This window comes from Arthrobacter sp. 131MFCol6.1 (assembly GCF_000374925.1).
Lineage (GTDB): Bacteria > Actinomycetota > Actinomycetes > Actinomycetales > Micrococcaceae > Arthrobacter.
The window spans coordinates 139,539-146,433 of record NZ_KB895549.1 but is presented as its reverse complement, the minus strand read 5'-3'; the positions used below and the strand labels follow the sequence as shown (position 1 = coordinate 146,433).

8 protein-coding genes are annotated in these 6,895 nt (G+C 68.0%); 3 read left to right on the top strand and 5 right to left on the bottom strand.

Annotated features, from left to right (window positions below):
• A partial coding sequence (locus C566_RS21635) for an HNH endonuclease (RefSeq protein ID WP_026266752.1) occupies positions 1-541 on the top strand: 541 nt, incomplete at its 5' end.
• Positions 542-612: 71 nt separating this feature from the next.
• Here C566_RS21635 and C566_RS0115670 read toward each other — a convergent pair.
• Entirely contained in the window at positions 613-1,485 is an 873-nt protein-coding gene (locus tag C566_RS0115670; RefSeq protein WP_018775301.1) for a sulfurtransferase, read from the bottom strand.
• Between the two features lie 48 nt (positions 1,486-1,533).
• Here C566_RS0115670 and C566_RS0115665 point away from each other — a divergent pair, with 48 nt between their 5' ends.
• Complete coding sequence (locus tag C566_RS0115665; RefSeq protein WP_018775300.1) at positions 1,534-2,637, top strand: PLP-dependent cysteine synthase family protein; 1,104 nt, start codon at positions 1,534-1,536, stop codon at positions 2,635-2,637.
• A 49-nt stretch (positions 2,638-2,686) separates the two neighbouring features.
• On the opposite strand, the gene C566_RS0115660 is transcribed toward C566_RS0115665, so the two are convergent.
• Positions 2,687-3,343: an MBL fold metallo-hydrolase gene (locus tag C566_RS0115660; RefSeq protein WP_018775299.1), complete on the bottom strand. Its 657-nt coding sequence runs from the start codon at positions 3,341-3,343 to the stop codon at positions 2,687-2,689.
• Positions 3,344-3,457: 114 nt separating this feature from the next.
• Between C566_RS0115660 and C566_RS0115655 the strand changes: the two genes are divergently transcribed.
• Positions 3,458-3,919, top strand: a complete 462-nt coding sequence (locus C566_RS0115655; protein ID WP_026266751.1) for a Fur family transcriptional regulator — start codon at positions 3,458-3,460, stop codon at positions 3,917-3,919.
• A 123-nt stretch (positions 3,920-4,042) separates the two neighbouring features.
• On the opposite strand, the gene C566_RS0115650 is transcribed toward C566_RS0115655, so the two are convergent.
• The 3 genes from C566_RS0115650 to C566_RS0115640 are packed head-to-tail and all read right to left on the bottom strand — an operon-like array spanning position 4,043 to position 6,731.
• Positions 4,043-4,930: a metal ABC transporter permease gene (locus C566_RS0115650; RefSeq protein ID WP_018775297.1), complete on the bottom strand. Its 888-nt coding sequence runs from the start codon at positions 4,928-4,930 to the stop codon at positions 4,043-4,045.
• Positions 4,931-5,746: a metal ABC transporter ATP-binding protein gene (locus tag C566_RS0115645; protein WP_081627358.1), complete on the bottom strand. Its 816-nt coding sequence runs from the start codon at positions 5,744-5,746 to the stop codon at positions 4,931-4,933.
• A gap of 49 nt (positions 5,747-5,795) precedes the next feature.
• On the bottom strand, positions 5,796-6,731 hold the full coding sequence (locus C566_RS0115640; RefSeq protein WP_018775295.1) for a metal ABC transporter solute-binding protein, Zn/Mn family: 936 nt from the start codon (positions 6,729-6,731) through the stop codon (positions 5,796-5,798).
• Positions 6,732-6,895 lie beyond the last annotated feature (164 nt).

The following is a 6,895-nucleotide window of genomic DNA, read 5'->3' as shown; positions in this document are numbered from 1 at the left end:
CGAGTCAACCGGCGGTCCCCCTCACCCGGGCGGGACCGCCGGGAGCGACGATGACCGCGCGTTCCGGCTCTGGCTGCGGCGGCTCTACACCCACCCCGGCACCGGCGAGCTCATCGCCATGGACTCCCGCGCCCGGCTCTTCCCACCCGGCCTGCGCCGCTTCATCCAAACCAGGGACGACACCTGCCGCACCCCCTACTGCGACGCCCCGATCCGCCACCTGGACCACATCATCCCCTGGCACACCGGCGGCCCGACCACCACCGACAACGGCGCCGGACTCTGCGAAGCCTGCAACCACACCAAAGAAACCCCCGGCTGGAACGCACGCCCCGCACGCGGTCCCCGGCACACCCTCGAGCTCACCACCCCCACCGGCCACACCTACTACTCCACCGCACCACCCCTGCCGGGGACACCGCTTCGCCCATCGGCCACAGACCTGCCGGGCTCCCAGCCGGGTTCCCGCCACCGCCGCCAGCTCCGGCACCAAGCTAAAATGCTGCGGCGCGGAAAGCCCAAAGTGGCAGCCGCAGCCTAGGAATCATTGGCTGCCCGTGGAACGGGAGGCGCTCTGACTGTCTGCGCGGCCGTCCGGCGCTCCTGCTGGCGTTAGTGTGAAGCCGTCTGCTCGCCGTACGGTTCCGGCCCGGTGACAACATCGTTCGATGCAGCGTGGCACCACTCCGAAAACGACCCCGGGTAGAGGGCAGCGGAAAAGCCGGCAATCTCGAGGGCGGCGATTTCATGGGCCGCCGTCACTCCGGATCCGCAGTACACGGCAGTCGGGACACCGTCCCGGTAACCGAGCTGCTCGAAGCGCTCCCGCAGCTCTGCCGGGGCCAGGAAGCGCCCGTCCGCGTCCAGGTTCCCGGTGGTCGGGGCACTGACGGCCCCGGGAATATGGCCGGCGCGGGGATCCACGGGCTCGATTTCCCCGCGGTACCGCTCCCCCGCCCGGGCGTCCAACAGCAGCCCCCGCCGGCCCCAGGTGGCGGCCTGTCCGGCGTCGATCGCGGGCATGGCGCCGTCGGACAGGGTGACGTTTCCGGGTGCCGGCTGTTCGGGTCCCGCCGCCACTTCGAACCCGGCGGCCCGCCAGGCGGCCAGGCCGCCGTCGAGCAGGTACACGGAACTGAAGCCGGCGCTGCGCAGCATCCACCACAGCCGGGCCGCGGCCATGTTGCCGCTGTCGTCATACGCTACGACCGCATCGCCGTCGTTGATGCCCCAGCGGCGCGCGGACTCCTGGAACTGCTCAGGCGGCGGCAACGGATGCCTTCCGCGTCGCGGTTCCGCCGGTCCGGCGAGTTCGGTGGCGAGGTCCACGAAGACGGCTCCTGGGATGTGTCCGCGCAGGTAGTGGTCGTGACCGTGGGGGTCCCCCAGCGCCCAGCGAACGTCGAGGAGCACTGTGCGCCGGCCGGTTTCGACGGCGCGGTCCATCCGGTTCTTCAGGGCAGCAGCATTGAGAAGGGTGTCCATTTCCCCACTCTATCTTTGGCGTCCCGCCGCCCCCGGTAGGCTGTAGCGGTGAACACCACGCACCAGCAGGACCGGGCCTGGGCCGATGAAGCCGTCCGCCGGATCAATGCCGAAAACAACCGCTCTGCCGACACCCACCTGTATTCGGTACCGCTCCCGGAGCACTGGGGCGTGCAGCTGTACCTGAAGGACGAATCCACCCACCGCACCGGCAGCCTCAAGCACCGGCTGGCGCGGTCGCTGTTCCTTTTCGGCCTCGTCAACGGCTGGATCCGCGAAGGCACCACGATCGTCGAGGCATCCAGCGGCAGCACCGCCGTCTCGGAAGCCTATTTTGCGCAGCTGCTGGGGCTGCCCTTCATCGCCGTGATGACCCGGACCACCAGCCGCGAGAAGATCGCCCTGATAGAACAGTTCGGCGGCTCGTGCCACCTGGTGGACCACGCCTCAGAGGTCTACGAGGCCGCCGCGGACCTGGCCCGCAGCACGGGCGGGCACTACATGGACCAATTCACGTACGCCGAACGGGCCACGGACTGGCGCGGGAACAACAACATCGCCGAATCGATCTTCGGCCAGCTGGCGCTGGAGGAGCACCCGGTCCCCCGCTGGGTGGTGGTCGGGGCCGGCACTGGCGGAACCAGCGCCACGATTGGCCGGTACCTGCGGTACCACCGCTACGAGACGGGCCTCGCCGTCGTCGACCCGGAAAATTCCGCGTTCTATCCGGGTTGGCGGAACAGCCGGCCCGACGGCGGGACAGCCGCCGCCGCACCCGCGGCGGGATTGCCCTCCCGCATCGAGGGCATCGGCCGGCCGCGGATGGAGCCGAGTTTTGTGCCCGCCGTGATCGATCACATGATCCAGGTTCCTGACGCCGCATCGGTGGCGGCCATGCGGCATTTGAGGAACCATGCCGGTCTGCACGCGGGCCCGTCCACGGGGACCAACCTCTGGGGTGCGTGGCAGCTCATCGCCGGGATGATCGCAGAGGGCCGCAGGGGCAGTGTTGTGACGCTGATGTGCGACGCCGGGGACCGCTACGCCGGGAACTACTACAATCCCGAGTGGCTGGACGCCCAAGGCCTGGATCCGGAGCCCCACGAGGCCGTGCTGCGCGAGTTCTTCCGTACCGGCGCCTGGCCGGCCTAAGCCGCCAGCCAGCCGCCAGGCAGCCCGCGCCGCTCCGCGTCCGCGGAGGCTAAACCTCCGCTGAATCGCCGCTGGAGAGGTGCCGGTACTCGGTGCCGTACTTGGCGCCGATCCGGGTCACGTGTCCCTCCACCAGGCCGCGGCCCAGCTCGTTCAGGAGCGCGTCGTGGATCGGGAAGGCCCGTGGTGCGCGGACACCGATGACAAAGTCCACCACTTCGCCCACCTTGTTCCACGGTGCATGGATGGGTACAAGCAGCGTCTTCACGTCGACGCCGTCGGGAATCGCGAAGGAGTCCCCCGGATGATAGACGTTGCCGTCGACGAGGTAGCCGACGTTGGCCACCACGGGGATCTGCGGATGGATGAGGGCGTGCTGGCCGCCAAAGGTCCTGACCGCGAAGCCCGAAGTTTCAAATTCCTCACCAGCGGCCGCCGCATGGATGCGGCTTCCGGCGTCGGGCGCCTTGCCGCGGAGCGTCTCGGCCACCGCCTCCGGGGCGAAAAGCTCAAGGGCGGTGTTCGACTGCAAGGCCGCGGCGACGGCGTCGACGTCCACATGGTCAGCGTGCTCGTGGGTGATGAGCACGGCGTGCGCTCCGGCGAGGGCCTGGTCCGTCTCCGAAAAAGTGCCCGGATCGAACACCAGCACCCGGCCGTCCTGCTCGAGACGGACACAGGCGTGAGTAAATTTGGTCAGCTTCATCCGGCCAGCCTAGGCACCAGCCGTCACAGTGTCCACGGACCCCTGCTGGTAATCTTGGACATTGCCACCCCAGCCAGTCCCACCCGCGAATTCTTTGACGAAGCGAGTTCCACGATGTCCCAAGGCGCCACCACCGGCAGCAGCCGGACTCCGGCCCCGGCACCCGTTCAGGGCAAGGAACAGCGCGTCACCAAGCAGCGACTCGCCGTCAGCGCAGCGCTGGACGACCTGGCGGACTTCGTCAGCACCCAGGAACTGCACCGCATCCTCCAGGAGCGAGGCAGCGCAGTTTCCCTCGCCACCTCCTATCGGATCCTGCAGTCCCTCGCCGACGACGGGCTGGTGGATGTCCTGCGCAACGCCGACGGCGAAGCGGTGTACCGGCGCTGCGCCGTCACCGGCCACCACCACCATCTGCTGTGCCGGAACTGCGGCAAGGCCGTGGAAGTGGAAGCCCCGGCTGTCGAGGCCTGGGCTGCGCGGATCGCGAATGAACACGGCTTCACCGCAGTGGAGCACACCGTGGAAATCTTTGGCCTGTGCCCCGAATGCACGGCCAGCCAGCCCGGCCGATAGCCGAAGCTGCCGAAATTCCCCACCTTTGACCTCGTGACCCCGGAATTCACCGGCGGGTCGCAGGGACCCGCCGGCGGCCGCCGGCAGACCTGGGGAAATTCCGCCGCAGCGGCGCGAGAGCGTTTAGGCCGCGGCTGTCGCGCTCCGCACCACCCGGCCGTTGAGCCCGCGCCTGGCCCGTGCGCCGCCGATCATCCGGCAGGCCACGTAGATCAGGAAGGACAACGTGGTCACATAGGGGCTGATCGGCAGCCGGCCGCCGAGGGCCAGCAGGATGCCTCCGACGGTCGCCGTCATCGCAAAGACGATGCTCAGGGTGACCACCAGCCGGGGCGAGGACGTGACGCGCATGGCGGCGGCCGCGGGCGTGATCAGCAGGGCCAGGACCAGCAGGGCGCCCACAATCTGGATGGACAACGCCACGCTGATCCCCAGCAGCACCATGAAACCCAGGGAAAGGGCCCGCACCGGCACGCCCCGGGCGGTGGCGACGTCGGGGTCGACACTGGCAAAGGTCAACGGCCGCCAGATGGCGGCCAGCGCCAGCATCACCACGACGGCGGCGACCGCCAGGACCTGCAGCTGGACGGTTCCGACCGACACGATCTGGCCGGTGAGCAGGCCAAATTTGTTGGCCGCCCGGCCCTCGTACAGGGACAGGAAGAGGATGCCCAGGCCAAGCCCGAAAGGCATGATGACGCCGATGATCGAGTTCTTGTCCCGTGCGCGGACACCCATCACGCCCAGCACCAGGGCTGCCAGCACCGATCCTGCCAGCGAACCGAGAATGATGTCCGCGCCGATCAGCAGCGCGAACGCCGCACCGGCAAAGGAGAGCTCGGAGATTCCGTGGACAGCGAAGGCGAGGTCGCGTTTCATCACGAAGGTGCCCATGATTCCGCCGAGCAGCCCGAGGACGGCGCCGGCCCAGATGGAGTTCTGCACCAGGACCAGCAGCTCGCCGTAGTTTTCGAAGTTGAAGATTGAGTGCAGCAGGTCGCCCAGATCCACTTAGCCCACCTCGCCCGCGACTGAGTGCGCGTCCAGATGGTGGTGCGTCGCGGCATCCGGCAGCCCCACGACGATCAGCCGGCCGTTGGCCTGGATGACTTCAACACGGCTGTCGTACAAATCGGAGAGCACCTCGGTGGTCATGACCTCTGCGGGTGTGCCCACCCGGAACTTTCCGCCGGCCAGGTACAGGACCCGGTCCACGTAGTCCATGATCGGGTTGATCTCGTGGGTCACGAACACCACGGCGCTGTCGGCCTCACGGCACTGCTTGTTGATCAGCGCGCTGACGCCCTGCTGGTGCTGAAGGTCAAGGGAGAGCAACGGCTCATCGCACAGCAGCACCTTGGGATCGGTCGCGAGGGCCTGGGCCACGCGCAGGCGCTGCTGCTCACCGCCGGACAGCTGCCCCACCGGCACCTTCGCGTAGTCGGTGGCGCCCACGAGCTCCAGGAGTTCGTCGACCTTCCGGTTCACCTTGGCGCCGCCGAGGCGGATGCCCCAGCGGTGGCCGTCGACGCCGAGGGCCACGAGGTCGCGGGCGCGCAGGGGCGTATCGGGGTCGAATGATTTCTGCTGGGGCACGTAGCCGATCCGGCGGCTTCCCCGCTCAACGGGCTGGCCGGCGAGCACAGCCGTTCCCGTGGTCAGTTCCTGCAGTCCCAGCAGGACTTTCAGGAAGGTTGTTTTGCCGCTGCCGTTAGGACCGAGCACGGCAAAGAATTCACCCGGATTGATGTCCAGGTCCAGGCCCTCCCAGAGAGTCCGTTGGCCGAACGCCAGGGAGGCGCTGCGGAGGCTCACTACCGGTGTCAAATGCGGTTTCCTCGATTTTCCGCGGAGACTGCTGCTCCCGCTGTTGCGATCATCCTAGGGCCTTGCCGATGCTCTCCACGTTCCCGGTCATCCACTGCAGGTAGGACTGGCCGTCCGGGAGGGTTTCGCTGAAGTTGACGACCGGGACGCCGGCGGTCTGGGCGGCCTTTTTCAGCGCCAGAGTCTGCGGTCCCTCGGTCTGGGTATTGTAGGCCAGCAGCCGGACGCCGCGGGATGCCACGAGCTCGACAGCGGCTTTGAGCACGGCTGGCGGGACATCGGCATCTTCCTCGATCGCCGCCGTGTACTCGGCCGGGGTCTCGTTCTCCAGTCCGGCGTCCTCGAGCAGATACAGCGGTACGGGCTCGGTGACGGCCACGGGCACGTGGCCCGCCGAGGATTTGATGGCGGCGAGCCTGGTTTCCAGGGTGCCGAGCGAGTCCTTGAAGGCCGCTGCGTTGGTCCGGAACGTCTGCGCCGAACCCGGTTCCAGCGAGCCCAGCTTGTCGGCGACGGCGTCCGCGAGTCGGGACATGGCCGGCAGGCTGTACCAGACGTGTTCGTTCAGCCCGGTGTGCTCGTGGGTATGGCCGGCGGAGTCGGGGCTCGCCGCCGCCGGGCTTTCGGTGGCCAGGCCCGAGGCGTCCACGGCGTTGATGATGTTGCCGGGCTCCAGCCCGGTGTCGGTTGCCAGCGTGTCGATGAAGGCGTCGTACCCCCCGCCGTTCTCCACTACGAGCTCGGCCTTGGAGACGGCCAGCTTGTCCTGCGTGGTGGCCTCGTACGAGTGCGGGTCCTGGCTGGTGCGGCTGATGATCGAACTGACCCGGACCTTGTCGCCGCCGATGCTGGCGACGATGTCGCCGTAAACGCTGGTGGAAGCGACGACGTCGATCAGGCCGTCGCCGGCGGTCCCCCGCGAGCTGCCCGCCGTCGGACTGCACGCGGTCAGCAGGAGGCCTAAGCCGGCAAGACCAGCCAGCATGGCTCGGGCAACGGGACGACGCACGGGAAACCTCGGATCTGTTATTGAGAATCAGGAGCAATAGCAACAGCCCGAGTGTATCCCTAAATAGGAATCATTCCTATTTAGGGATACACGTCGTGCCGTACTGCCACCTGTCCGTTACGGGGCTGTCTGCTACTGGG

Coding starts and splice junctions, on each gene's coding strand:
- C566_RS0115660 (WP_018775299.1), bottom strand. CDS start 3,343: ATGAAGCTGACCAAATTTACTCACGCCTGTGTCCGTCTCGAGCAGGAC.
- C566_RS0115640 (WP_018775295.1), bottom strand. CDS start 6,731: ATGCTGGCTGGTCTTGCCGGCTTAGGCCTCCTGCTGACCGCGTGCAGT.
- C566_RS0115655 (WP_026266751.1), top strand. CDS start 3,458: ATGTCCCAAGGCGCCACCACCGGCAGCAGCCGGACTCCGGCCCCGGCA.
- C566_RS0115670 (WP_018775301.1), bottom strand. CDS start 1,485: ATGGACACCCTTCTCAATGCTGCTGCCCTGAAGAACCGGATGGACCGC.